Here is a 23232-nt window from a genome sequence, read left to right on the forward strand (position 1 = left end):
GGGGTCGGCGCGGTGGGGCGGGCGTCCGGGTGAGCCCCGTGGGCGTACGAGAACGGGACCCGCGCCGAAGGCACGGGTCCCGTCGTCGTCAGCCGGTTCAGGCGAGCGTTGCCAGCGCCTGGTTGAGGGTCTCCGAGGGACGCATCACGGCGGACGCCTTGGTCACGTCGGGCTGGTAGTAGCCACCGATGTCGACGGGCGAGCCCTGGACGGCGATGAGCTCGTCGACGATGGTCTGCTCCTGCTCCGACAGCGTCTTGGCGAGCGCGCTGAACGCCTCGGCGAGCTGGACGTCGTCACTCTGCCGTGCCAGCTCCTGGGCCCAGTAGAGCGCGAGGTAGAAGTGGCTGCCCCGGTTGTCGATGCCACCGAGGCGACGGCTGGGCGACTTGTCCTCGTTGAGGAAGGTGCCCGTGGCCCGGTCCAGGGTGTCCGCGAGCACCTGGGCGCGCGCGTTGTCCGTGGTCTGGGCGAGGTGCTCGAAGCTGACCGCGAGGGCGAGGAACTCACCCAGGCTGTCCCAGCGGAGGTAGTTCTCCTTGACGAGCTGCTGGACGTGCTTGGGCGCGGAGCCGCCGGCTCCGGTCTCGAACAGGCCGCCGCCGTTCATCAGGGGGACGACGGAGAGCATCTTGGCGCTGGTGCCCAGCTCCAGGATGGGGAACAGGTCCGTCAGGTAGTCGCGCAGCACATTGCCGGTGACCGAGATCGTGTCCTCACCGCGGCGGATGCGCTCCAGCGAGAACGCGATCGCCTCGACCGGCGCCAGGATGCGGATGTCCAGGCCCTCGGTGTCGTGCTCGGGGAGGTACGCCTCGACCTTGGCGATCAGGCTGGCGTCGTGGGCGCGGTTCTCGTCCAGCCAGAACACGGCGGGGGTGCCGCTGGCACGCGAGCGGGTGACGGCGAGCTTGACCCAGTCCTTGATCGGGAGGTCCTTGGTCTGGCACATGCGCCAGATGTCGCCGGCGCTGACCACGTGCTCCAGCACCACGGCACCGGAGCCGTCGAGCACCCGGACCGTACCCGTGGTCGGGATCTCGAAGGTCTTGTCGTGGCTGCCGTACTCCTCGGCCTTCTGGGCCATCAGACCGACGTTGGGCACCGAGCCCATCGTCGAGGGGTCGTACGCGCCGTTGGCCCGACAGTCGTCGATGACGACCTGGTAGATGCCGGCGTAGCTGCTGTCGGGGATGACGGCGAGGGTGTCGGCCTCCTGCCCGTCCGGGCCCCACATATGGCCCGAGGTGCGGATCATCGCCGGCATGGAGGCGTCGACGATGACATCGCTCGGCACGTGGAGGTTGGTGATGCCGCGGTCGGAGTCGACCATCGCCAGTGCGGGGCCGTCGGCCAGCTCGGCCTCGAACGACGCCTTGATCGCGGCGCCGTCGGCGAGCGAGTCGAGTCCCTTGAGGATGCCGCCCAGACCGTCGTTGGGGCTCAGGCCCGCGGCGGCGAACGCCTCGCCGTACTCGGCGAACGTCTTGGGGAAGAAGGCGCGCACGACATGGCCGAAGATGATCGGGTCGGAGACCTTCATCATCGTGGCCTTGAGGTGGACCGAGAACAGCACGCCCTCGGCCTTGGCGCGGGCCACCTGGGCGGCGAGGAACTCGCGCAGGACGGCGACGCGCAGGACGGAGGCGTCCACGACCTCGCCGGCGAGGACCGGTACCGACTCGCGCAGCACGGTGGTGGTGCCGTCGTCACCGGTGAGCTCGATCCGCAGCACGCCTTCTTCGGCGATGACGGCGGACTTCTCGGTGGAGCGGAAGTCGTCGGCGGTCATGTGCGCGACGTTGGTCTTGGAGTCGGCCGACCAGGCGCCCATGCGGTGCGGGTGGGCCTTGGCGTAGTTCTTGACCGAGGCGGGGGCACGGCGGTCGGAGTTGCCCTCGCGGAGCACCGGGTTGACGGCGCTGCCCTTGACCTTGTCGTACCGGGCGCGGACGTCGCGGTCCTCGTCGGTCTTGGGGTCGTCGGGGTAGTCCGGGAGGTTGTAGCCCTGCTGCTGGAGTTCGGCGACGGCCGCCTTCAGCTGCGGGATCGAGGCCGAGATGTTCGGCAGCTTGATGATGTTGGCCCCGGGCGTCTTGGCCAGTTCGCCCAGCTCGGCGAGTGCGTCGTCGATGCGCTGGCTCTCGTCGAGCCGCTCGGGGAAGCTGGAGATGATCCGCCCCGCGAGGGAGATGTCACGGCTCTCGACCCTGACTCCGGCCGTCGAGGCGTAGGCCTCGACCACCGGCAGGAACGAATGCGTGGCCAGGGCTGGGGCCTCGTCGGTGTGCGTATAGATGATGGTCGAGTCAGTCACCGGGTGCTCCGCTCCACGTCTGCAACATTGCTCGACATCAAGATATCTCGTGTTCGACCCGGTCTCGAAAGGACCCCGGCCCAGTGTGGTCGCAATCTCGTCACCTGGGACGACGCGTCCGGCTTTGAGTACGGGCGGTGACCGCATGATGACGGCCGAGCGGGAGGGCGGCCGTCATGGGGTGCGTTCCGGGCGGCGGGCGGGCGTCCGTGCGGCCCGGAGTGCGGCGATCAGTTGGATGCCCGCCGCGGCCAGCAGTGCGGCGGTGAGGGAGCCGAGCGAGGCGACCAGACCGGCCAGGGCCGCGCCCAGCGCGAAACCGGTCAGTTTGAGGCTGGCCCCGGTGGTGAAGACCTGCGCCCGCAGTCGCTCGGGCGCCTCCCGGTGGCGGATCGTGAACAGTGCGGTCAATTGGGGGCCCTCTCCCGCACCGGCGAGCACGACCGCGGGAATCAACAGGAGGGGTTGGCCGATCGCCATCAGTGCGTACGCCAGGGCGAGGGCGAGGGGGGTGCGGTTGAGGATGCGGTCGGGGCCACGGCGCGGCGGTCGGTGGGCGAGGAGGGCATTGGCGGCGACGGCTGTGACGGCGATCGCGGAGAGCAGGGCGACGCCCCAGCCCGGATCGCCGAGCACCCGCTCGCCGAGGATCGGCGCACAGACGACGAAGGCGCCCTCTCCGGCGCAGGAGATCACGGTGACGGCGGTCGCCCGGGCCAGCGGTCCGTTCCGGAACGTCGCGCGCTGGCCGGTGCGGAGGTCGTCGCCGATCGAGGGGAGGGGCCGGGCGCCGGGTCGCGGGGAGCGGGAGGGGTCGGGCGGAAGGCGCAGGGCTGCGGGGAGGGCGAGGAAGAGCAGCCCGATCGCGACGACGACCGCCGTGGTGGCTCCGAGGAGTTCGGCGGCCGTTCCGGCGAGTGCGGGTCCGACGAGGGCTGCGGCGTGGAAGGTCATGGCGTCGAGCGCGGTGGCCCGGGGCAGTTCGGCGCCTTGGACGAGCCGCGGTAGGGGGGAGGTCCAGCCGGCGGCGATGACGGGTCCGAGCAGCCCCGCGCCCACCGCGAGCAGGAGTGTCACGCCGAGCGGTTGGACGTCGAGGGTGAAGAGGACGGCGAGGAGCGCAAGGCCGTGGCCGGTGAGGGCTCCGGCCAGGAGCACCCCGGGTCGGGTGGAGCGGTCCAGGAGCACGCCGAGGAGGGGTCCGCCGACGGCTGCGGCGAGGGTGGCACATGCGAGGAGCACCGAGGCGGTGGCGGTGGAGCCGGTGAGGGCGAGCGCGGCCAGGAGGAGGGCGGGCCCGGACATCTCGTCGCCGGTGCGTGCGACGGCCGCCCCGGCCAGATGCACTCCCATCGCGTAACGGTTTTTCATCCGCTTGACGTTACGCAGGTAACTTAAAAGTGCGCTAGATGCGTTACATTGCCCGGATGGAGCCCTTGAAGAGCGCAGGGTCCGCACGCCATTCGGTCGACGCCATGGCCCGCCGGACGGCCGCCCTGGTCAATGCACTGACCGGAGCGGACGACACGGGGCCGGACCCCGATCCCGACACGGTCGGGGCGGTGCTGCGCGCGCACGGCGAGACGGAGTCCACCGGCGAACCCGGCGTCGCGGGGCAGGCCGGAGCCGCCCCCGAGCCCATCGCACTCAGCACTGACGACATCGCCCAGATGCGTGCGGCGGCCCTCCGCCTGCGCACGGTCTTCGCCGCCGAGGACGTCGACGAGGCCGCCGCACGCCTCAATGAACTGCTCGCCCTGACCGACGGCCGGCTCAGGCTCTCCTCCCACCGGGGCGCCTCGCCGTGGCACCCGCATCTGGACGGCCACGACGACGGCCCCTGGGGCGCATGGCTCCTGGCCTCCTCGACACTGGCGCTGACCGTCCTCGTCTGGGACCGCCAGCGCCCACCCGGCGGCATCTGCGCCTCACCCACCTGCCGCAATGTCTTCCTGACACAGGGCAGCGGTCCGGTACGCCGTTACTGTTCACGGCGCTGCGCCACCCGTGAGCGTGTGGCGGCACACCGCAGGGAGAAGCGGAACGGCTCCTCCCCCGCGGAGTGATCGTCGGCTCCGGCACGGCCAGCCCGTACCGCCGATGGATCAGCAGGCAGTCTGGAGACGGAGTTGCCATGACCCCGCACGACCGGTGAGGACCAGGGTGGACAGCGGCCGGACGTCCACGTTCCAGTACGAGGTCGGCGGTGCGTTCAGTACGTACACCAGGGCCGCACGGATGACGGAGGGCTCGGCCACGGCCACCACCGAACCGCCGTCCTGCGCGGGGCGGGTGTCCAGCCAGGTCCCTATCCGCCCGATGAACGCCAGCAGCGATTCCCCGCCATGCGGGGCCGACCGGGGATCGGCGAGCCAGGTGTCCACGGCATGGGGCTCCACGGCCGTCACCTCGCCCAGCGTCAGCCCGCGCCAGCGCCCCATGTCACACCCCCGCAGCGCCGGTTGGGCCATGGGCGCGAAGCCGAGTGCCTGGGCGGTGGCCCGGCTACAGAGCGTCGGGGAGCAGTACCTCAGTTCCGCGGCATTGAGCGGTACGAGGGTGGGCGCGGCCAGTTGCACTTCGTACCAGCCGGTCTGGTCGGGTGACCGGTCGTCGTCGAAACGCTCGGTGAGCATGGAGGTGCTGCGCGCGGCGGCGACGAGCGTGATCCGGACACTCATGGCGTGATGGTGGGCGGGGGGAGGCGAACCGGTCAAGTGACCGGAGTCACTCCTTCCGCTGACCAGGCAGAGCGTCTTGGTTTTCCTTCATGTGCATGACATTCCAGCCGGACGAACGACCTCCGGGGCGCGGCCACTTGGCGCTCTCACCCCTGCATCGAAGGAGCCCCGTACCGGAATCCGTACCGTGCACGGTCGAAGGCGGAGGTTCAGGACATCCCGGTCTCGTCCCACGCGGCCCTCAGCCGACGCACCCCTTCGGCGATCTCGGCACCGTCCGCGACCCCGGCGAAACTGACCCGCAGATGCGCCCCGGGAGGCTCGGCGCTGAAATAGGGGCGCCCCGGAGCGAGCGCAACGCCCCGCCGCAGCGCCGCGGCCAACAGCGTCGATTCGCTGGAGCCGTCGGGCAGCCGAAGCCAGAAGTGGTATCCGCCGGCGGGCACGGCCGACAGCGACAGCTGTGGCACGTCCCGGCTCAACGCCGCCGCCATGGTGTCCCGGCGCTCCTGCAACTCCGCACCCACGGTACGGAGATGACGGGCCCACGCGGGCGCTCCGACCAGCTCCAACGCGGCCTCTTGCAGCGGGCGGGGTACGAAGAAGCTGTCCACCACCTGGATCGCGCGCAACCGGTCCAGTACGGGCCCGCGGGCGGCGAGCACACCCACGCGCAGACTCGGGGACGTCACCTTGGTCAGGGAGCCGACGTGGACGACGACCCCGTCTGCATCGAGCGCGGCGAGCGGTTGCGGCAGCGGCCCCGCATCGGCGTGGACCAGCCGTCGGGCGAAGTCGTCCTCGACGACGAACGCCCCTGCCTCCCGGGCGATCCGCAGCACCTCGGGCCGGCGCTCCGGCGACAGCACGCTCCCGGTGGGGTTCTGGAAGAGGGGCTGACAGACGAAGACCCGCGCCCCCGACGCCCCGAAGGCGGCTGCCAACAGGTCCGGACGGACTCCCCCGGCGTCCACCGGAACCGGCACGGGACGCAGTCCGGCGGCCCGGGCGATGGCGAGCATCCCCGGATAGGTGGGCGATTCGACCAGTACGGGCGCGCCCGGAGGAGCCAGGGCGCGCAGGGCCGTGGTGAGGGCGGCCTGTCCGCCCGATGTGATCAGTACGTCAGCGGCCCCCACCCGTCCACCGATGCCCCGGGCGAACCATTCGCGCAGTTCGGGGAGCCCCTCCACCGGTGGCCGCGTCCAGGCCCCTGGGCGGCGCGCCGCACGCGCCAGGGCCGCGGCCATGGCCCGTTCCGGCTGGAGCGCGGGGTGGAGGTATCCGCCGTTGAACTCGATCACGCCGGGTGGGGGCGCGGCCAGCGTGGCGAGCACCCCGGAGGCGTCCACCGACCTCGGCACATGGTCGGACGCCGGCTCCGCACTGAGGGCCACCTCCTGCCAGGAGGTGTCACCGGGCGGGACGCTCTGCACCCGCGGGCGCGCCCGGAAGGCGCCGGCGCCGGGGCGGGTGACGACGAGTCCTTCCGCGGCGAGTTGCGCAAGGGCACGGGAAACCGTGACCGGCGACACCCGATAGCGCTCCACCAGTGCTCGACTGGATGGCAGCTTTCCTTCTGGAGAGTAGCGGTCCAGCTCGTTTCTCAGCTGAAACACCAACTCTTCCACACTGCTACGCTGATTCATGACAGCACAGGATAGCGCTACTGCCTCCGCTTCGATAGCGGTGAGCACCCCTTCGGCCGTGGAGGACAGGCCACCCGCGGGGGCGGACGGCAGCCCGTCTGCGGCCTCCGGAACCCTGCTCGCCGCATCGGGCGTGCTCGCCTTCTCGCTCACCTTCCCGTCCACCGCCTGGGGCCTCACCTCCTTCGGCCCCTGGTCCCTGGTCTCGACGCGATCCGTCCTGGCAGCGCTCGTCGCCGGCTGCTTCCTGTTGCTGTGCCGGGTGCCGCTGCCCGAGCCGCGTCACTGGGGGTCCCTCGCGGTGGTCGGCGGCGGTGTGGTGGTGGGATTCCCGCTGCTGACGACGCTGGCCCTCCAGACGTCCACGACCTCCCATGCGGCGGTGGTCGTCGGACTGCTCCCCCTGACGACCGCCGTGTTCGCCGCGGTGCGCACGGGCCGGCGCCCCTCACGAGCGTTCTGGTTGGCCGCTGGAGCGGGTGCGGCGGTCGTCATCGCCTTCACCGTCTCCCAGAGCGGCGGCTCCCTCCAGGGCGCCGACCTCTATCTCTTCGGCGCCCTGCTGGTCTGTGCGGCCGGCTACACGGAGGGCGGGCGGCTCGCCCGCCAGATGCCGGGTTGGCAGGTGATCGGCTGGGCCCTGATCCTGTGCCTGCCGCTGGCGCTCGTGGGCTCCGCGGTGGCCCTCTCCGTCGAACCCGTACGCCTCTCGGCCCAGGGGCTGATCGGGCTGGCGTGGGTGGCGGTCGTCTCCACGTTCTGCGGACTGTACGTCTGGTACCGGGGCATGGCCGCCATCGGCATCGCGCGGGCCAGCCAACTCCAACTGGCACAGCCACTGCTCACCCTGGTCTGGTCGGTCGCCCTGCTGGACGAGGAACTCGCTCCCAGCGCTCCCGTGGCCGCGGTCGCGGTACTGGTCTGCATCGCCGTCACCCAACGGGTCCGCAGCTGACCGCGGCACGAAACGGATCGCCCACCGTGCACGGCACCCGGACGCTCGACCGGAGGTGCGGCTTCCGGACCCGGCCGTAGACTCGAAGGCACCAGGCGAAGGCACCAGGACTGCCTGCGAGGAGGTCACTGCCGATGCACGCGAAAGTGGGCGACAAACTGGTGGTGCACGGTCGGATCGTGGGCCAGCACGACCGGATCGCGGAGGTCGTCGAGGTGCTCGGCCCCGACGGCGGACCGCCGTACCGCGTCCGGTTCGACGACGGACACGAGACGCTGCTGTCCCCCGGCCCCGACACCGTCATCCAACCGCACGGAGCAGCCTGAACCCGTGGCGTACGGCGGCCAGCGGCGCCCGGGCCCTGCCCTGAGCGAGCCCGTCACCGCAGCGCCGCGCCTCCGTAGTGGTCGGCCACCACCCGGGCCATCGCACCATTACGGTCCGCGCCCACCTCTCGGGCGGCGAAGAAGCAGTGCCCCTCCACCCGGTCGTACCCCGCGGCCAGGGTGAGGTGCCGGGAGAGCTCCGCGGGATCCTGCCAGGCCGAGGGCTGGGCGGAGTCCCCCGCCTTGTAGAGCGCTTCGCCGATGTAGAGGGACACGTCGGTGCCCTGGACCAGGTCGTTCCACCATGGCACCAGAACGGCGTAGTCGGCGGCCTTGAAGCCGATGTGCCAGTAGATCTGGGGCACGACGTGGTCGATCCACCCCTGCCGGACCCAGGTACGGGTGTCGGCGTGGAGGTCGTCGTAGGTCTGGACGCCACCCGCGGTGTTCGATCCCCGCGGGTCCGTGGTGGCGTTGCGCCAGACCGCGAAGGGGCTGATGCCGAAGCGGACCCCGGGCCGGGTCGCCTCGATCCGCCCGGACATCTCCTGGATCAGCAGATCGATGTTAGAGCGCCGCCAAGCCGCGCGGTCCGCGTGACCGCCACCGTGGCGCGCGAAGGCGAGGTCGTCGTCGAAGGTCTGACCGGCCACCGGATAGGGATAGAAGTAGTCGTCGAAGTGGACGGCATCGATGTCATAGCGGCGGACGGCGTCGATCATCGCCTCCTGCACGAAGGCCCGCACCTCCGGGAGCCCCGGGTTGTAGTAGAGCTTCCCTCCGTAGGTCACCACCCAGTCCGGGTGCTGACGCGCGGGGTGGTCCACCGCCAGTCGGGCCGGATCAGCGTGGACCGCCGCCCGGTACGGGTTGAACCAGGCGTGCAGTTCCAGCCCGCGGCGATGGGCCTCGGCCACGGCGGTTCCCAGCGGGTCCCAGCCCGGATCCCGGCCCTGGGTTCCCGTCAACCACTGCGACCACGGTTCGTACGGGGACGGCCACAGAGCGTCCGCCGCCGGTCTGACCTGGAAGACGACCGCCCGCAGCCCGCGCTCGACGGCCGTGTCGAGATGGACCAGCAGTTCGGCGCGCTGTCGATCGGCGCTCAGACCGGGAGCAGACGGCCAGTCGCGGTTGCTGACCGTGGCCAACCACACACCGCGGAAGTCCCGGGCCACCCGGCCCGACGCCCCCCTCTGCGCTCCTCGTGTCCTCGCCGTCGCGTCCCCCGCCACCGTCATCCCCGCCAACACCCCCGCGGCCGTACCCATCAGGGTCCTTCTGCTGATGCTCCCCACACCCTGCCCGATCTGCCCCATGTGCAACCCGACGCCTTTCGCTCCACCGTGGTCAGCGGCCACCCTGCTCCCGGCATTCCCGCCCCTGCTCGCCGCGGACAGCGGTGTTCGCAGTAACGTCGGAGCGTCGAGGCCGGCACCGGAACCATACGGAGGCCGCGCCACCCCAGATCAGCGAAAGGCACGAGGTGACGGACACAATGGCCGACATTGCACGCGTCGGAGTGGTGGGCTGTGGCCAAATGGGCGCGGGCATCGCAGAGGTGTGCGCCCGCAGCGGCCTGGAGGTCAAAGTGGCCGAGACCACGGGCGAGGCCCTGGAGATCGGTCGCACCCGGCTGACCAACTCCCTCGCGAAGGCCGCCGAACGCGGGAAGATCAGCGAGAGCGAGCGCGACGAGGCACTGGCACGCCTCAGCTTCACCACCGACCTCGGAGAATTCGCCGACCGTGATCTCGTCATCGAGGCCGTCGTGGAGAACGAGCAGGTCAAGACCGAGATCTTCCAGGTGCTCGACCAGGTGGTGACCCGTCCGGACGCCATCCTCGCATCCAACACCTCCTCCATTCCGCTGGTGAAACTGGCCGTCGCGACCTCACGGCCCGACCAGGTCATCGGCATCCACTTCTTCAATCCGGCACCCGTCCAGCAGCTCGTCGAACTGATCCCGGCGCTGACCACGTCCGAGGAGACGATCAAGCGCTCGGAGGCCGTCGTCCAGCAGATGCTGAACAAGCACGCCATCCGGGCCCAGGACCGCTCGGGCTTCGTGGTGAACGCGCTCCTCATCCCCTATCTGCTCTCGGCGATCCGCATGTTCGAGTCCGGCATCGCCAGCCGTGAGGACATCGACAACGGCATGGAGCTCGGCTGCGCCCATCCCATGGGGCCGCTCAAGCTGGCCGATCTGATCGGTCTGGACACGGTGGCCTCCGTCGCCGACTCCATGTACGACGAGTACAAAGAACCGCTGTACGCCGCTCCTCCGCTGCTCCAGCGGATGGTCGATGCGGGGCGCCTCGGGCGCAAGACGGGCTCGGGCTTCTACCCGTACTCCTGACACCGCCCCGCCCTCGACGCCCCGACCCCCGAGGTGGCTCAGCCCAGCCGTAGTTGATGGAGCATCAGCAGCCCGGCCGCCATGTTGGCGGCCGGGACCTCACCCCGGGCGATCATGTCCGGCACCCCCTTCAGGGGCACCCACTCGCGGCGGGACGATTCGAAGTCGTCCTGGGGATGGCCGATGTAGGTGGCGCTGTCGGCCCAGTAGAGGTGGTGTCGGGAGTCGGTGAGGCCGTTGGACGGCTCCACGGTCATCAGCGGGCGCAGCGGACCGGGCCGCCAGCCCGTCTCCTCCTCCATCTCCCGTGCCGCGGCGCTCTCGATGTCCTCACCGTCCTCGACGACGCCCGCGGCCAGCTCCCAACCCCAGCTGTCGGTGATGAACCGGTGGCGCCAGAGCATCAGGACCTCGTTCGCGGTGTTGACCGCCGTGGCGATGGCGACGGGACGCATCCTGATCAGGAAGTGGTCCAGATGTCGGCCGTCGGGAAGCTCGACGTCCGCGAGGTTCACGGTGAACCAGCGATTTTGATACACAGTTTGTTCGTTTAAGTTCATCCACTGCACGTCTCGTGCCGCCTTTCGACCAGTCGATGGCAACATCGCAGCAGGCGCAGCGCCCCCAGGGGGATCGGATCGAAGAGTGGGCCGGATAGGAACGTGCGCTTCCGGACATCGGATGCGACAGCCGGACACCGAGCGGTCCGGGGTGGTCGGAGACGGTCGTACGCGTCCGGGGTGGTCGGAGACGGTCGTACGCGTCCGCGCTGCCGGCCGAACCGCAGCCCCCGGGCACGATCGTCGTCCGTACGCCCTACAGGGGCACGCGCAAGGCACTGTCGATGCGTTCCGCGGCATCCTCGGCCCTGACCGAGCGGCTGGCCACCAACTGCTCGCGCACCAGCCGCAGTCGACCGCGCAACCGCCGGGACTCCATCCCCCGGGCCCGCTCCGCCATCTCCACCGCCGTCTGTGCCGCCCGGTCCGCCTCGCCGCGACAGAGTTCGATCTGGCAGAGCATCGCCAGTCGATGGACCCGGCCCCGATCGTGCGCCGGAGAGCCCACAGCAGCCGCCGCGTGGTCATGGGCCGCCGACAACTCGCCAAGGCTGAGCAGCACCTCCGCGGCCTGCACATTGATCAGACCCGGCTGGACGTAGCCGGTCTCCTCGGGCTCGCTCGCCGAGTGGATGCGCGCGGCCTCCTGCTCCGCACGGCCGATGCACCGCAGCGCGCCCGCACGGTCGTCGAGGTGCGCGTACGCCTTGGCCTGCGTGGCATGGAGGTCGGACGCGAGGGCCGGTGTGATCTGCGCACCCGCGGCCCGTAGCGCGGCCTCGGCGAAGGCCACCGCCTGTCGGTACTCGCCCAACAGGAGGGACTGATTGACCAGCAGGGCGATCACATAGGCGCCGAGCCCTCGATCACCGCTCGCCTTGGCCAGTCTCAACGCCTGGTGGAAGTAGCGTTGGGCCAGCCCGTGGGCATCGGAGTCATAGGCGCAGATGCCGGCTATGGCGACCAGTCCGCCGGTGGCCCGGTGCAGTTGTCGGCCCAGTTCGTCACCGTACGAACCGCGCAGCAGCGGTGCCGTCGCGGTGGTGAGGAAGCCGACGATCCGCGCCCGGGTCGCCATGCCGCCGGCCTTGCGGTACATCAACTCGTAGTGCGTGCGCGCCGCTCGCAGGGTCACAATGTCGGCGGGCGAGACGCTCCTGGGACCGGCCCGCGAGACATCGGTGTCCTCCGGCGGGTTCTCCCACTCCCAGACGGGCATCACGGCCGATGTGCCCGTGACGGCGGGTGCCTCGATGATGTGTCGCCGCTGTTGTTCGTCGGAGCGCCACAGTGCGGTGGCCCGCTCCACGAAACCGGAGAGCGGAGAGCCGGCCTCCCCGGCCCCCTGTCCGCTCACACCGAGCCCGATGTCGCCGAGCGCCAGGGCACGGTTCAGCCGCTCGGCGAGGACCTCGCAGATCAGGTCGGGCACCTGGCCCCTAGGACGCTGGCCCTTGAGCCAGCGGGCCACGGCGGTGTGTTCGTACCGGAGTGACAACCCCTTGGCCCGACCGGCCCGGTTCACCCGGGCGGCGAGGCCGGCGTGGGAGAAACCAGCCTCGTCCAGCAAGGCATCGAGCAGGGTGTTGGGCTGCATGGGGCCCTCCGGAGGCTCAGTGGGCCCAGCGTAGTGGACGACGGATTCACACGGGGTGTGAACACAATGTCCCGACCGGTGGCGCGCGCGCTCTGCCGCACCACTCGGAGCGGTTGTTGACTGAGTTGCCTCTCAAAGAGGCGGCCGGACCACCGGGCTCCCCCTCGTACAGTGCGGTGGTCCTCGATCGCGTCGTCCGCTTCGCCTTCTGCCCGACACTCCGCGGCGGGGCGGACGACGCCGGCCGCATCGGCCGTCAGCGGCCCAAGCCCAGCGGATCCAGGGCCTCCGGCTGAGGGGCGGACTCCCCGCGGGGACGGTGCAGTGCTTCCCCATCCGGCGCCGCCCGCGGGCGGTCATTGCGGAGGGCCAACAGAGCCGTGTCGTCGCCGATCCGCCCCCGAGTGTGTTCCAACAACTGCGCATGGACACCGGCCACCAAGGCTGCCGGCGCCGGGGGCCCGTCACGGGCCGCCCGCCGCAAGTACGCCTCCAGGTCGAAGAAGGCGCCCGTGGTGTTCCGGGCGTCGGTCGCGCCGTCGGTGTGGAGGAAGAGGACTTCACCGGGCAGCAGCGGTTCGCCGTGCCACACCGGAGGGGCCGCCGGCAGCGGGAAGGCGCCGAGCGGAGGCAACGGCTCTCCCCCGGACAACGGCCGCACCTCGGGCCCGAGCCGATAGGGCCAGGGGTGACCACAGTTAAGCGCCGTCAGCGTGCCGTCACCGGCGATCTCCACGAGCAGTACGGTGACGAACTCCTCCGCCGCAGGCCCGTCCGGCCCGTCGGGGCCCGGTTCCGTACGCGCCTGCTCGTGCAGATGTCGCTGGACGGAGCGCTCCAGCCGGCGCAGGACGCCGAGGAGTTCGGGCTCGTCGTGCACGGCCTCGCGAAAGCTGCCGAGGACGGCGGCGACCGCGCCAATCGCGGGCAGGCCGTGGCCGCGGACGTCTCCGATGATCATCCGCACTCCGTACGGCGTGGCCGCCGCCTCGTAGAGATCACCGCCGATGGTCGCCCCGCGGGTGGCCGAACGCTGGCCGGTGGCGATCGTCAAACCGTCGAGTTCTGCGGGTAAGGGCCGCAGGAGTGCGCGCTGGACGGCGTGGGCGACGGCCCGAACCCGTCCGAGCTCTCGGCCGAGGTGGCGTCGGACGCCCAGCACCAGCCCCACGCCGACGGTCAGCAGGACAGTCCCCTCAACGATCCGCTCGCCGACTCCCTCGGGATGGCCGGGCGGCACAACCCGCCACACCAGCGCCAACGCACCGCAGATGACCGCGAGCGTCAGGGGGGTGTGGGATCGCCGGTCCGGTCCACGGCCGCTGCGGGGTCGGCGCGCCCCACCGCCCCGATGCCGGTCGACGTCTCGCCGACGACCCGCACCGCCCCACCACCGCGGGCGCGGACACCCACTCATCAGCTGAACCGTTCTCGTCCGGACCACGGTCGGAACGAGTGGTGAAGACCTGATGCGGATCATGCCGATGGTCCCCCTCAGAAGGCCCGGTCCGGCGCACCGGCCGCCCGATCGGCCGGGACGATCCCACCGACGGCAGCCCTGCCGCCCGGTGATTCCGTCGATCGTGGCGGAACGGCGCGTGAGCGGCGGGAAAAACGAGAACTCCGCCCTTCCTTCTCACCCGAACGGGTGAGACTGGGGGTTTCACCTCGACAGACGAAGGGGGCGCACCCGGATGACCGGATGCGCCCCCGAGGAGCGGACGGAGCCATCAGGCCCCGCGGAGCACCGCCCCCGTGTGCTCAGTCGCGCTCGCCACCGCTGTGTCCCGTGCGGCGGAAGCCTCCTCCACCGTCAGCGTGCGGTCGGCGGCCCGGAAGCGCAGCGCGTACGCCAGGGACTTCTTGCCCGCTGCGATCTGGTCGCCGGTGTAGACGTCGAACAGCCGGATGGATTCGAGCAGTTCGCCCGCACCGAGGGTCAGGAAGTGCTCCACGGCCGAGGCCGGCACCTCCTGGTCGACGACGAGCGCCACGTCCTGGGTGGCAACCGGGAACGTGGAGATCCGGGGCGCGACCAGCACTCCTTCTCCGGCGCGCTCCACCAGGTCCAGGTCGAGTTCCATGGCACAGGTGCGGGCGGGCAGCCCCAGCGCCTTGACGACCCGGGGGTGGAGTTCACCGGCGTGTCCGACGGAGGTCTTCACCCCGTCGACGGCCACGAACAGTCCGGCGCACCGGCCGGGGTGCCACGGCCCGTACTGCGCCTGCTCAACGACGAGTTCGGCACCGGCCTCCGCGGCCAGCAGCCGGGCGGCCTGTACGGCGTCCGCCCAGCTGGCCGGACGGCCCTGACCCCACCAGCCCGCCTGTTCGCGGGCGCCCGCCAGCACCACGGCGGCGTGCCGCGGCTGCACGGGCAGTGCGGCGTCGAGCGCGGCGATCTCCGCATCGGTCGGCCGGCGGTCGACGGGCAGCGGAGCGGTCGTCCGCGGCCCTGCGGCCGGGTGGAAGACCACACCGGTCTCGAACAGCGCCAGGTCGTGGCTACCACGCCCGTCGTTGCGGCGCAGCGCCCCGAGCAGCCCGGGCAGCAGTGTGGTGCGCAGTGCGGGTTCTTCGTCGGAGAGCGGGTTGACCAGCTTCACCAACTCCCGCGCCGGGTCGTTCGCCGGCAGGTCGAGCTGGTCGAGGACCTGTGCACCGATGAAGGGGTAGTTCAGCGCCTCCACGTACCCCGCTCCGGCCAGCGCACGGCCGATGCGGCGGGTGAGCCGCTGGCGGTCGGTGAGACCGCGGCCGGACGTGGGCCTCGGGAGGGTGGAGGGGAGGTTCTCGTACCCCTGGAGGCGGATGACCTCTTCGGCGAGGTCGTTGGGTGCGGCGAGGTCGGGACGCCAGGACGGGACGGTGACGACCAGTTCGTCCTGCCCGTAGACGTCGCAGCCGACTTCCTGGAGGCGGCGTACGACGATCTCCCGGCCGTACTCCATGCCGGCCACCCGGTCGGGGTGGTCGGCGCGCATGGAGATCGTGCGCGGTGCGGACGGGGAGATCACCTGGGTGACGCCGGCTTCGGCGGTGCCGGAGCCGAGGAGGACCAGCAGATCGACAGTGCGCTGTGCGGCGGCGGCCCCGGCCAGCGGGTCCACTCCGCGTTCGAACCGTCGCGACGCCTCGGAGGAGAGCTTGTGGCGGCGTGCGGTGCGGGCGATGGCGACCGGGTCGAAGTGCGCGGCCTCGATCACGATCTCGGTGGTGCGGCGCGCGACCGTGCCGTCGGCAGGGTCTACGTGATCCGCGTGGTCGGCGATCTCCGTGTTGGCGCCGCCCATGACGCCCGCGAGGCCGATGGGGCCGCGGTCGTCGATGATCACCAGGTCGTCGGCGTCCAAAACGCGGTGGACCCCGTCGAGCGTGGTGAACTTCTCGCCCGCCTCGGCGCGACGGACTCCGATGGCACCTTCGACCAGCGCGCGGTCATAGGCGTGCAGCGGCTGGCCGAGCTCCAGCATCACGTAGTTGGTGATGTCGACGGCGAGCGAGATGGGACGCATGCCCGCCTTCTGGAGGCGGCGCTTCAGCCAGATCGGGGACCGGGCGTCGGGGTCGAGGCCGGTGACGGTGCGCGCGGTGAAGCGGTCGCAACCAACGGGGTCGGCGACGTGCACGGGGTAGCCCTGGGCGTTCGGCCCGGGGACGTCGAGCAGCGCCGGGTCACGCAGGGGCAGCCCGTAGGCGATGGCCGCCTCACGGGCGACACCGCGCAGGGAGAGGCAGTAGCCGCGGTCCGGGGTGACGGCGATGTCGAGGACCTCGTCGTACAGCTCCAGCAGTGCGGTGGCGTCGATGCCGGGCTCGAACTCGGGCGGCAGGACGACGATGCCGTGGGTGCCGTCGTCGCCCATGCCGAGTTCGTCGGCGGAGCAGATCATGCCGCGGGACATCCGGCCGTACGTCTTGCGCTCGGCGATCCGGAAGTCGCCGGGGAGTACGGCGCCGGGGAGGGCGACGACGACCTTGTCGCCGACCGCGAAGTTCCGGGCGCCGCAGATGATCTCTTGGAGTTCACCCGTGCCGTTGGCCCGGCCGACGTCCACCAGACAGTGGCGGATGGGCTTCTTGAACTCGGTCAGTTCCTCGATGGCGTGGACCCGACCGACGGCCAGCGGGCCGGTGAGGCCGGCGCCGAGCTGCTCGACGCTCTCGACCTCAAGGCCGGCGGCGATCAGCTTCGCCTGTACGTCACGGCCGGTGGTGCTCGCCGGCAGGTCGACGTACTCCCGCAACCAGGAAAGCGGGACCCGCATCAGATCTCCATCCCGAACGGCCGAGTGAACCGGACGTCACCCTCGACCATGTCTCGCATGTCTTCGACGTTGTGGCGGAACATCAGCATCCGTTCGATGCCGAACCCGAAGGCGAATCCGCTGTACTTCTCCGGGTCCACACCGCAGGCGACGAGCACCTTCGGGTTGACCATCCCGCAGCCGCCCAGCTCGATCCAGCCCTCGCTGGAGCAGGTGCGACAGGGGCGGTCCGGGTTGCCGACGGACTCGCCGCGGCAGACGTAACAGACCATGTCCATCTCGGCCGACGGCTCGGTGAACGGGAAGAAGTTCGGCCGTAGCCGGGTCTTCATACCCTCGCCGCCGAACAGCGCCTGGACCATGTGGTCCAGCGTGCCCTTGAGGTCGGCCATGGTCAGGCCCTCGTCGACCGCGAGCAGTTCGACCTGGTGGAAGACCGGAGTGTGGGTCGCGTCGAGCTCGTCGGTGCGGTACACCCGGCCCGGGCAGACCACGTAGACGGGGGGTTCGCGATCCAGCAGCGAACGGATCTGTACGGGAGAGGTGTGGGTGCGCAGCACCACGCCCGTGCCCGTGCCTGCGTCGCCCTGGGGTCCCTCGACGAAGAAGGTGTCGGCCTCACCGCGGGCCGGGTGGTCGGGACCGATGTTGAGCGCGTCGAAGTTGAACCACTCGGCCTCGGCCTGGGGGCCCTCGGCGACCTCGTAGCCCATGGCCACGAAGACGTCCTCGATGCGCTCGGACAGGGTGGTCAGCGGGTGGCGCGCGCCGGCCGGAACCCGGTCGTGGGGCAGGGTGACGTCGACCGCCTCCTCCACCAGGACCCGGGCGTCCCGCTCGGCCTCCAGCTCGACCTGGCGGACGGCGAGCGCTTTGTTGACGGCGCCGCGGGCCTGGCCCACGCGCTTTCCGGCCTCGGCCTTCGCCTGCGGCGGGAGGGCGCCGATCTCACGGTTGGCGAGCGCGAGCGGCGAGGTCCCGCCGGTGTGCGCGACCTTCGCGTGGGCGAGTGCGTCGAGGTCGCCGGCGGCGGCGAAGGCGGCGAGCGCCTCGTCCCGCATGCGCTCGATGACTTCCGGTTTCAGTGCCTCGACCTCGACTGGGTCGTACGACTTGTTGGGTGCCGACATCTCTTCCCGTGTTTCCGATTGGCTGGTGGCCGCGGCCCCCACTCGACGACTGGGACGTAAACGTGCCAAGGGTCGAGTCTAAAGGTCGCGGACGGTTGCTGTTCCGGGGGACGGCCCGCGGGCCGGATGACCGGCGGGTCCGACTCGCTCTGCGATGGCCCGCGGGGGCCTCAGGCCAGATAGGCCGGGGCGCCGACGGGCAGGATAAATCGGAACTCGGCGCCGCCGCCGGGCCCCCGGCCGACCGTGATGGTCCCGCCGTGAGCCTCGACGATGCCCTTGACGATGTAGAGGCCGAGGCCGGTGCCACCGCGTTTGCTCCCCCGCCAGAAGCGGGTGAAGACACGGCCCATCGACTCCTCGGGGATGCCGGGGCCTTCGTCGCTCACGGTGACTGCCGTGCCCTTCTCGTCGTCCGTCGCCGATGCCGGCGCCACCTCGATGGTGACGGTTCCGGCGCCGTGGCGCACCGCGTTTTCCAGCAGGTTGCCGAGCACCTGGTCGATCTTGTCGGGATCGGCCCACAGATCGGGCAGTTCCCTGGCGATCCGGACGAAGAACCGGTCCGGGCTCTGACCGCTGGCTATGTGGGCCTGGACGTGACGGCCGACGGCGGTGGCCACGTCGACGGGCTGACGGCGCACTTCGAGCCGGCCGGAGTCGATGCGGGAGATGTCGAGGAGTTCGGCGATCAGTCGGGTGACCCGGTTGGCGTCGGCGTCGACGGTCTCCAGCATCAGCCGCTTCTGGTCGTCGGTGAACCGTTCCCACTTGGCCAGCAGCGTGGCCGTGAAGCCCTTGACGGAGGTCAGGGGGGAGCGCAGTTCATGGGCGACGGTGGCGATCAGTTCCGCATGGCTGCGCTCGGTGCGACGGCGCGCCTCGGTACCGCGCAGGCTGACCACCAGTCGGCGCAGCGGACCGGTGGGGAACTCTCGTACGTAGCGGGCGGAGACCAGGACCTCGCGCCCGCCGGGCAGCAGCAGATTGCGCTCCGGCTGTCCCACGCGGGTGGCGAGGCCGCCGTAGGGGTCGGTCAGGGTCCACCAGCGGCGTCCCTTGAGGTCCTCCAGCGGCAGGGCGGTTTCCAGGGACCGGCCGATGGCTTCGTCCTGGGCGACGGCGGTGATGCGGACGGCGGCCTTGTTGAAGCAGATCACCCGGCCGGTTTCGTCGGCCACGACGAGGCCGTCGGGCAGATCGTCGGGGTCGATGCCGAAGACCTCGCAATCGGCCGGAGGGCGCACCGATAGTCCGTGTGTCTTCGCGGGCCCGCTCGTCCCGACAACCATCCCCGTACCCCACCTCTCCGCCAACACAGTGGGCCCCCGAGCCCGTCACCCTACTAGCTGGACGAGACCGTGCGGAGCCCCTGAGCGGTACTCCCCCGGAGGTGAGTACCGCATGTCATCGTGCGCCCCCGGTGCGCTGGGCGCGCGCAGAGGCATAGAGGCATACGGCTGCGGCGGTCGCCAGGTTCAGACTTTCTGCCTTTCCGTGGATCGGGACCCTGACCACGGCGTCCGCGAGGGCGCGGGTCTCCTCGGGGAGCCCCCATGCCTCGTTGCCGAAGACCCAGGCCGTGGGGCCTCCCATGGTCCCCGCGTCGAGCGCGTCGTCGAGGTCGTCCTCGCCCGCGCCGTCTGCGGCCACCACCCGTACGCCCGCCTCCTTGAGCCGCTCGATGGCGGTCTCAACGGGGACGCCGACCGCGACGGGCAGGTGGAAGTGCGAGCCGACGGAGGCACGGACGGCCTTCGGGTTGTACAGGTCCACGGAGGCGTCGGTGAAGACGACGGCATCGGCTCCGGCGGCGTCCGCGCAGCGCAGGACGGTACCGGCGTTCCCGGGGTCGCGGACGTGGGCGAGCACCGCGACGAGTCTCGGACGGCTGCGCACGATCTCGTCGAAGGGCGAGTCCACGAATCGGCAGACGCCCACCAGCCCCTGCGGGGTGACGGTCGTCGAGATGTCGGCGATGACGTCCTCGCTCGCCAGGTGGATGCGGGCGCCCGCGACCGTGGCCGCGTCGATGATGTCCGCGTACCGCTCCGCCGCCTCCGGCGTGGTGAACAGTTCGCTGAGCGTGGCGACGCCGTCCCTGCGGTGCCCGGCTGCTTCCCGCACGGCCTGGGGCCCCTCGGCGAGGAAGAGTCTGTCCTTGCCGCGGAAGTTCCGCTTCGCGAGCCGTCGCGCGGCTGCGACCCGGGTGGAGCGGGGTGAGATCAACTCGGGGGCGGGCATGGACTCGCTTTCGTCTACGGGTGAGGGTTCGTCTACGGGGTGCGGGCGGGCCGGGCCCACGGCGGGTGGGCACGCACGGCGGTGCAGGGCGCCCTGACGCACTCGGACCCGTAGACCACGAGGGCCTACGGGTCCGATGCATCAACCGGGGCGCAGCGCTTAGGCAGCGGCCTTCGGCGCGTTGACGTCGGCCGGGAGGGCCTTCTGCGCCACCTCGACGAGCGCGGCGAACGCGTTGGCGTCGTTCACGGCGAGCTCGGCCAGGATCTTGCGGTCCACCTCGATGTTGGCGGCCTTCAGACCCTGGATGAGGCGGTTGTACGTCATGCCGTTCTGGCGGGCAGCGGCGTTGATCCGCTGGATCCACAGCTGACGGAAGTCGCCCTTGCGCTTCTTGCGGTCGTTGTAGTTGTAGACCAGGGAGTGGGTGACCTGCTCCTTGGCCTTGCGGTAGAGGCGCGAACGCTGACCGCGGTAACCGCTGGCTGCCTCGAGGATTGCCCGGCGCTTCTTGTGGGCGTTGACTGCCCGCTTGACGCGTGCCACTTGTTAACTCCTTGTAGCGGGGTCGTGGTGGTTCTTCACACGACCCGAATTCGATTGGGTCCCGGTCCTGACGTCCCTCGGCCTCCGTCACCGGAGGCGGAACGTCACTTGCCGAGAAGCTTCTTGATCTTCTTGGCGTCGCCCGGAGCCATCTCCGCGTTGCCCGAGAGGCGACGCGTCAGCGTGGACGGCTTGTGCTCAAGCAGGTGGCGCTTGCCGGCGCGCTCACGGAGCACCTTGCCGGTGCCGGTGATCTTGAAGCGCTTCTTGGAACCGCTGTGCGTCTTGTTCTTCGGCATAGCGCCGTATCTCCTCGTCAGTGGCGCTCCCCCGGTGCACGGGGACACCGGCACGCGGGAGCGTCAGATCTTGGTTACTGGTTCCGGGCGGGACCCGGGGCGCCGGCGAGCGGCTGCCCCTTCGGTCACGACTCGGAGGGCGTCTCGACAGGTGCGTCGGCAGGCTCGTCCTCAGCCTGGACCTTCGCACCGGTGCGGTCGGCCTTGCGTGCGGCCTGGGCCTCACGCGCCTCGGCCATGGCCTCGGTCTTCTTCTTGTGCGGGCCAAGAACCATGATCATGTTCCGGCCGTCCTGCTTCGGGTTCGACTCGATGAATCCGAGGTCCTCGACATCGGAAGCGAGACGCTGAAGCAGGCGGAAGCCAAGCTCGGGGCGGGACTGCTCACGACCACGGAACATGATCGTGATCTTGACCTTGTCGCCCTGCTTGAGGAACCGAACGACGTGACCCTTTTTGGTGTCGTAGTCGTGCGGGTCGATCTTCGGCCGGAGCTTCATCTCCTTGATGACCGTGTGCGCCTGGTTCTTGCGCGCCTCACGGGCCTTCATGGCCGACTCGTACTTGAACTTCCCGTAGTCCATGAGCTTGCACACGGGCGGCCGGGCGTTCGCCGCGACCTCGACCAGGTCGAGGTCGTACTCCTGAGCCAGCTCAAGGGCCTTGGCGAGCGGGACGATGCCCACCTGCTCGCCGCTCGGACCGACAAGCCTGACTTCGGGAACGCGAATCCGGTCGTTGATGCGGGGCTCGGCGCTGATGGATCCTCCTCGGTAGCACCACGCGACCGACTGGCAGCCAGCCGCGTAACGTCTGTTGTGAGACCAACCGAGCCAGAACACGAAAAATGCCCCGGACGGGACACAGGCAGTAGCTCCGTGAATACCGGAGCACCGCCGCGATCTACCGCGGGGCGCACATCGGGCGACTTCCATCGTCCGTACGGAACGATGGGCGCCGCCTGACCGGTGACCCGCCGCCCGAAGAGCGGCCAGGTGGGAGATCGGAGCCTCCACTTGTGGGCTGGACACAGAGGTGTCCAACCGGTCGTCACACAAGGTTAGCAGGTCCTTGAGGGAGGAGCTAACCGACGGCCCGGGTCGGCACCGGCTTGGCGGGGCATATCGTGTGGGGCATGAGCGACGCGACACCGCACCCCGAGCAGCCCGAGCACACGGCGGCTGCTGGCCAGACCCCCGACTTCGACGACCTGACCCGAGACATCGCCGAGGTCCCGGCCGTCGAGGTGATCGTCACGGTCGCGGTGAACCTGATGAGCGCAGCCGCCGTCAAGCTCGGCCTCGCCGCCGACGAAGGCGGCACCGAGCACAAGGACCTGGACGAGGCCCGCAAGCTGGTGCACGCCCTCGCGGGCCTGCTGGACGCCAGCACCACGGAGATCAGCTCGTTCCACGCCGCTCCCCTGCGGGACGGACTGAAGTCCCTCCAGCTGGCCTTCCGTGAGGAGTCCCTCGTACCGGACGAGCCCGGCAAGGGGCCCGGCGAGAAGTACACCGGTCCGGTCTACAGCTGACCCGCGGAAACCGGTCCCGTCTTCAGACCGGTCTCACGAACAGGGGCTCGCCCACGGGTGCGGCGCCGACCGGCAGCAACACCAGGTCGAGGCCGTGCACCAGGCGGGCCCTCAGCACGTCATGGCCCGCGAGCGCCTCGGCGATCGACTGTATGGCAGCGGCCTGCGCCGTACCCTCGGCCAGGACCAGGGCCAGGGTTCCGTCGGCGCCCTCGCCACCGCGCACCAGTTGGGCGCGGAGCACGGCGGGCTCGGCGCCGACCGTCCTGCGCAGCGCATCGAGCACCGCGGGGTCATCGAGCGGATCGGCGCTAGTGCGCCCTTCGGCGAGCGCCCGCAGCGCGGCACCGCTCAGTTGGAAAGGCACCGGCCCGGCCAGATCGAGGACCAGTGTGTCGGCCTTCTCGTGGGCTGCGGCCTGGAGCGCCTGGTGCAGGGGGACGGCGACCGGGCGGGCCTGCGCGTCCCAGCGCGCGAGGGAGTCCAGGGAGGTGAAGGCAGGCAGGGCCCGACGATCACCGGCAGTGAGTGTGGGCACCGCCATGTCGCTGGTCTTCTCCCGGCGGAGTCCGGACTCGTCCACCTCGACCTCGCCGAGGACCGCGACGACGGGAACCAACAGCCGCGCACCCACGAGCGCCTCCAAAACCGGCTGTTGCGCCGTGCGGTCCTCAGACCAGGCGGCGAGCGCCGCAGCCAGTCGCGGATCGGCGGTGCCGTCGTCGTCGGAGAAACCGGGGTCCGGGATGTTCTTGAGCGCCACGGGC

Annotated in this window: 21 protein-coding genes; 5 read left to right on the forward strand and 16 right to left on the reverse strand. The window is 70.6% G+C overall.

The window, feature by feature from the left end; genetic code table 11:
- Positions 1 to 97: 97 nt before the first annotated feature.
- Entirely contained in the window at positions 98 to 2317 is a 2220-nt protein-coding gene (locus ABZ348_RS27225) for an NADP-dependent isocitrate dehydrogenase (protein WP_358937374.1), read from the reverse strand.
- A 174-nt stretch (positions 2318 to 2491) separates the two neighbouring features.
- Positions 2492 to 3688, reverse strand: a complete 1197-nt coding sequence (locus ABZ348_RS27230; protein ID WP_358937376.1) for an MFS transporter — start codon at positions 3686 to 3688, stop codon at positions 2492 to 2494.
- Positions 3689 to 3744: 56 nt separating this feature from the next.
- On the opposite strand from ABZ348_RS27230, the gene ABZ348_RS27235 reads away from it, so the two are divergent.
- Positions 3745 to 4383 carry a CGNR zinc finger domain-containing protein gene (locus tag ABZ348_RS27235; RefSeq protein WP_358937378.1) on the forward strand — a complete coding sequence of 213 codons (639 nt, stop codon included), beginning with the start codon at positions 3745 to 3747 and terminating at the stop codon, positions 4381 to 4383.
- A 39-nt stretch (positions 4384 to 4422) separates the two neighbouring features.
- Here ABZ348_RS27235 and ABZ348_RS27240 read toward each other — a convergent pair whose 3' ends face one another.
- On the reverse strand, positions 4423 to 4998 hold the full coding sequence (locus ABZ348_RS27240; RefSeq protein WP_358937380.1) for a histidine phosphatase family protein: 576 nt from the start codon (positions 4996 to 4998) through the stop codon (positions 4423 to 4425).
- 209 nt (positions 4999 to 5207) lie between these two features.
- The gene (locus ABZ348_RS27245) at positions 5208 to 6647 is read right to left on the reverse strand and encodes a PLP-dependent aminotransferase family protein (protein WP_358937382.1); all 1440 of its coding nucleotides are present in this window, start codon (positions 6645 to 6647) and stop codon (positions 5208 to 5210) included.
- Between ABZ348_RS27245 and ABZ348_RS27250 the strand changes: the two genes are divergently transcribed.
- Positions 6646 to 7602 carry a DMT family transporter gene (locus tag ABZ348_RS27250; protein WP_358937384.1) on the forward strand — a complete coding sequence of 319 codons (957 nt, stop codon included), beginning with the start codon at positions 6646 to 6648 and terminating at the stop codon, positions 7600 to 7602. The genes ABZ348_RS27245 and ABZ348_RS27250 overlap by 2 nt on opposite strands.
- A 134-nt stretch (positions 7603 to 7736) precedes the next feature.
- Positions 7737 to 7928 (forward strand): DUF1918 domain-containing protein, encoded by a 192-nt coding sequence (locus ABZ348_RS27255; RefSeq protein ID WP_358937386.1) that lies wholly within the window; start codon positions 7737 to 7739, stop codon positions 7926 to 7928.
- A 53-nt stretch (positions 7929 to 7981) separates the two neighbouring features.
- Here the strand turns inward: ABZ348_RS27255 and ABZ348_RS27260 are convergent, their stop codons facing one another.
- On the reverse strand, positions 7982 to 9247 hold the full coding sequence (locus ABZ348_RS27260; protein WP_358937388.1) for a family 10 glycosylhydrolase: 1266 nt from the start codon (positions 9245 to 9247) through the stop codon (positions 7982 to 7984).
- A 179-nt stretch (positions 9248 to 9426) separates the two neighbouring features.
- On the opposite strand from ABZ348_RS27260, the gene ABZ348_RS27265 reads away from it, so the two are divergent.
- Positions 9427 to 10287 (forward strand): 3-hydroxybutyryl-CoA dehydrogenase, encoded by an 861-nt coding sequence (locus ABZ348_RS27265; RefSeq protein WP_358937390.1) that lies wholly within the window; start codon positions 9427 to 9429, stop codon positions 10285 to 10287.
- Between the two features lie 38 nt (positions 10288 to 10325).
- Here the strand turns inward: ABZ348_RS27265 and ABZ348_RS27270 are convergent, their stop codons facing one another.
- The 10 genes from ABZ348_RS27270 to infC form a co-directional block, all read right to left on the reverse strand.
- The gene (locus ABZ348_RS27270; protein WP_358878195.1) at positions 10326 to 10856 is read right to left on the reverse strand and encodes an NUDIX hydrolase; all 531 of its coding nucleotides are present in this window, start codon (positions 10854 to 10856) and stop codon (positions 10326 to 10328) included.
- Between the two features lie 247 nt (positions 10857 to 11103).
- On the reverse strand, positions 11104 to 12444 hold the full coding sequence (locus tag ABZ348_RS27275) for a transcriptional regulator (protein WP_358937392.1): 1341 nt from the start codon (positions 12442 to 12444) through the stop codon (positions 11104 to 11106).
- A 256-nt stretch (positions 12445 to 12700) separates the two neighbouring features.
- Positions 12701 to 13861 carry a PP2C family protein-serine/threonine phosphatase gene (locus ABZ348_RS27280; RefSeq protein WP_358937394.1) on the reverse strand — a complete coding sequence of 387 codons (1161 nt, stop codon included), beginning with the start codon at positions 13859 to 13861 and terminating at the stop codon, positions 12701 to 12703.
- Between the two features lie 313 nt (positions 13862 to 14174).
- Positions 14175 to 16712 (reverse strand): phenylalanine--tRNA ligase subunit beta, encoded by a 2538-nt coding sequence (gene pheT / locus ABZ348_RS27285; RefSeq protein WP_358937396.1) that lies wholly within the window; start codon positions 16710 to 16712, stop codon positions 14175 to 14177.
- Positions 16712 to 17842: a phenylalanine--tRNA ligase subunit alpha gene (gene pheS / locus ABZ348_RS27290; protein WP_358937493.1), complete on the reverse strand. Its 1131-nt coding sequence runs from the start codon at positions 17840 to 17842 to the stop codon at positions 16712 to 16714. Before pheS ends, pheT begins: the two co-directional genes overlap by 1 nt.
- A 170-nt stretch (positions 17843 to 18012) precedes the next feature.
- Positions 18013 to 19134, reverse strand: coding sequence for an ATP-binding protein (locus ABZ348_RS27295; protein ID WP_358937398.1), 1122 nt, complete (start codon positions 19132 to 19134; stop codon positions 18013 to 18015).
- Positions 19135 to 19249: 115 nt separating this feature from the next.
- Positions 19250 to 20086, reverse strand: a complete 837-nt coding sequence (locus tag ABZ348_RS27300; RefSeq protein ID WP_358937400.1) for an RNA methyltransferase — start codon at positions 20084 to 20086, stop codon at positions 19250 to 19252.
- A gap of 159 nt (positions 20087 to 20245) precedes the next feature.
- Positions 20246 to 20632: a 50S ribosomal protein L20 gene (rplT, locus tag ABZ348_RS27305; RefSeq protein WP_125652405.1), complete on the reverse strand. Its 387-nt coding sequence runs from the start codon at positions 20630 to 20632 to the stop codon at positions 20246 to 20248.
- Between the two features lie 104 nt (positions 20633 to 20736).
- A complete protein-coding gene (rpmI, locus tag ABZ348_RS27310; protein ID WP_250920741.1) occupies positions 20737 to 20931 on the reverse strand; it encodes a 50S ribosomal protein L35 in 195 nt (64 codons plus the stop codon).
- Positions 20932 to 21056: 125 nt separating this feature from the next.
- Positions 21057 to 21773, reverse strand: coding sequence for a translation initiation factor IF-3 (gene infC / locus ABZ348_RS27315; protein ID WP_358937495.1), 717 nt, complete (start codon positions 21771 to 21773; stop codon positions 21057 to 21059).
- Positions 21774 to 22066: 293 nt separating this feature from the next.
- Here infC and ABZ348_RS27320 point away from each other — a divergent pair, with 293 nt between their 5' ends.
- Positions 22067 to 22465 (forward strand): DUF1844 domain-containing protein, encoded by a 399-nt coding sequence (locus ABZ348_RS27320; RefSeq protein WP_358937402.1) that lies wholly within the window; start codon positions 22067 to 22069, stop codon positions 22463 to 22465.
- 22 nt (positions 22466 to 22487) lie between these two features.
- Here the strand turns inward: ABZ348_RS27320 and ABZ348_RS27325 are convergent, their stop codons facing one another.
- Entirely contained in the window at positions 22488 to 23228 is a 741-nt protein-coding gene (locus tag ABZ348_RS27325; RefSeq protein WP_358937404.1) for an SseB family protein, read from the reverse strand.
- Between the last annotated feature and the right edge of the window lie 4 nt (positions 23229 to 23232).

It is taken from the genome of Streptomyces sp. NPDC005963 (assembly GCF_040638655.1).
Taxonomy (GTDB): domain Bacteria; phylum Actinomycetota; class Actinomycetes; order Streptomycetales; family Streptomycetaceae; genus Streptomyces.